Genomic DNA, 1,688 nt, shown 5'->3' with positions numbered 1-1,688 from the left:
TTAAGAAAATACGCAATAAGGGAATGGTAATTCCCAATTTGCGCATAAAAATAGAGAAGGTGATGTCAAATTCGACATCACCTTCTCTATTAAAGACTGGAATTTTTACTTATGTCCCAGCCCCTTCTTCTATGGATGAAGTTATGACCCCTACGGGATTCGAACCCGTGTTACCGCCGTGAAAGGGCGGTGTCTTAACCGCTTGACCAAGGGGCCTTAAATGGTGGAGTAGAGAGGATTTGAACCTCCGCGCCGGTTACCCGACCTACACCCTTAGCAGGGGCGCCTCTTCAGCCTCTTGAGTACTACTCCATATGGCTCCGTTGGCAGGACTCGAACCTGCGACCCTCTGATTAACAGTCAGATGCTACTACCAACTGAGCTACAACGGAATAATATAATAGTAAGTTTGTTATGTATAACTTCTACTTACTGACTCAACTATAGAATAGAATAGTGAGTAAAAAAAATAAGCGGGTGAGGAGAATCGAACTCCCGACAACAGCTTGGAAGGCTGTGGTTTTACCACTAAACTACACCCGCGTGGTGGGTTTGGACGGAATCGAACCGCCGACACTTAGAGCTTCAATCTAATGCTCTACCAACTGAGCTACAAACCCATATTAAAATTAAAAATGGCGGTCCGGACGGGACTCGAACCCGCGACCTCCTGCGTGACAGGCAGGCATTCTAACCAGCTGAACTACCGGACCATTGGTTGCGGGGACAGGATTTGAACCTGCGACCTTCGGGTTATGAGCCCGACGAGCTACCACTGCTCCACCCCGCGATAATAAATATTAAATTAAAAAATGGAGGAGGTAGAGGGATTCGAACCCCCGCGCGGTTTGACCCGCCTGTTGGTTTTCAAGACCAATCCCTTCAGCCAGACTTGGGTATACCTCCATATATATAAAGAAAAAAATAAATCGAGTTTTTTTAGATGGTGGACCTTGCAGGACTCGAACCTGCGACCGGACGGTTATGAGCCGTCTGCTCTAACCAACTGAGCTAAAGGTCCTTCTTTAGGTATGGCGGCCGAGGGGATCGAACCCCCGACCTCCCGGGTATGAACCGGACGCTCTAGCCAGCTGAGCTAGGCCGCCATAATAATAATTGGTTAGTTAAAAAAATAATGGTGGAGCCTAGCGGGATCGAACCGCTGACCTCCTGCGTGCAAGGCAGGCGCTCTCCCAGCTGAGCTAAGGCCCCATTATAAATGGTCGGAATGACAGGATTCGAACCTGCGACCCCTTGGTCCCAAACCAAGTGCTCTACCAAGCTGAGCTACATTCCGAACATAAAATAAAATGGTGCGCCCAGCAGAAGTCGAATCCACAACCTTCTGATCCGTAGTCAGACGCTCTATCCAGTTGAGCTATGGGCGCATAAAAAATATATATAAGTTAATTAAAGNTCCTGTGCGTCTGCCAGTTCCGCCACCCCGGCATAATTGGAGCGGAAGACGAGGTTCGAACTCGCGACCCCCACCTTGGCAAGGTGATGTTCTACCACTGAACTACTTCCGCATTATGCAAAGATTATTTTTTAATCTGGCAATATAAATTTTTAAAATAAAATAATGCGGGTGAAGGGAGTCGAACCCCCACGCCTTGCGGCGCTAGATCCTAAGTCTAGTGCGTCTGCCAATTCCGCCACACCCGCGTTAGAAAAAATGGTGAGTCATG

General features: G+C 48.1%; 15 tRNA genes. All 15 read right to left on the bottom strand.

Features of this window, described 5'->3' with window-relative positions:
* Positions 1-144 precede the first annotated feature (144 nt).
* A tRNA-Glu gene (locus tag ACFSY7_RS00930) sits at positions 145-216 on the bottom strand.
* A 5-nt stretch (positions 217-221) separates the two neighbouring features.
* A tRNA-Ser gene (locus tag ACFSY7_RS00925) sits at positions 222-312 on the bottom strand.
* A 3-nt stretch (positions 313-315) separates the two neighbouring features.
* Positions 316-392 (bottom strand) — tRNA-Asn (locus tag ACFSY7_RS00920).
* Positions 393-472: 80 nt separating this feature from the next.
* A tRNA-Gly gene (locus tag ACFSY7_RS00915) sits at positions 473-543 on the bottom strand.
* A gap of 1 nt (position 544) precedes the next feature.
* Positions 545-620 (bottom strand) — tRNA-Phe (locus ACFSY7_RS00910).
* A 16-nt stretch (positions 621-636) separates the two neighbouring features.
* Positions 637-713: transfer RNA gene (locus ACFSY7_RS00905), tRNA-Asp, on the bottom strand.
* A gap of 2 nt (positions 714-715) precedes the next feature.
* Positions 716-790 (bottom strand) — tRNA-Met (locus ACFSY7_RS00900).
* 23 nt (positions 791-813) lie between these two features.
* Positions 814-906: transfer RNA gene (locus ACFSY7_RS00895), tRNA-Ser, on the bottom strand.
* Positions 907-944: 38 nt separating this feature from the next.
* Positions 945-1,021 (bottom strand) — tRNA-Ile (locus ACFSY7_RS00890).
* Between the two features lie 11 nt (positions 1,022-1,032).
* Positions 1,033-1,106: transfer RNA gene (locus tag ACFSY7_RS00885), tRNA-Met, on the bottom strand.
* A gap of 30 nt (positions 1,107-1,136) precedes the next feature.
* A tRNA-Ala gene (locus ACFSY7_RS00880) sits at positions 1,137-1,212 on the bottom strand.
* 8 nt (positions 1,213-1,220) lie between these two features.
* Positions 1,221-1,297, bottom strand: a tRNA-Pro gene (locus tag ACFSY7_RS00875).
* A gap of 14 nt (positions 1,298-1,311) precedes the next feature.
* Positions 1,312-1,388 (bottom strand) — tRNA-Arg (locus ACFSY7_RS00870).
* 66 nt (positions 1,389-1,454) lie between these two features.
* Positions 1,455-1,529, bottom strand: a tRNA-Gly gene (locus ACFSY7_RS00865).
* A 54-nt stretch (positions 1,530-1,583) separates the two neighbouring features.
* Positions 1,584-1,665: transfer RNA gene (locus ACFSY7_RS00860), tRNA-Leu, on the bottom strand.
* Positions 1,666-1,688: the final 23 nt, after the last annotated feature.

The sequence above is a fragment of the Kurthia populi genome (genome assembly GCF_042686175.1).
Taxonomy (GTDB): domain Bacteria; phylum Bacillota; class Bacilli; order Bacillales_A; family Planococcaceae; genus Kurthia; species Kurthia populi.
This window is presented reverse-complemented; position numbering and strand designations above follow the sequence as displayed.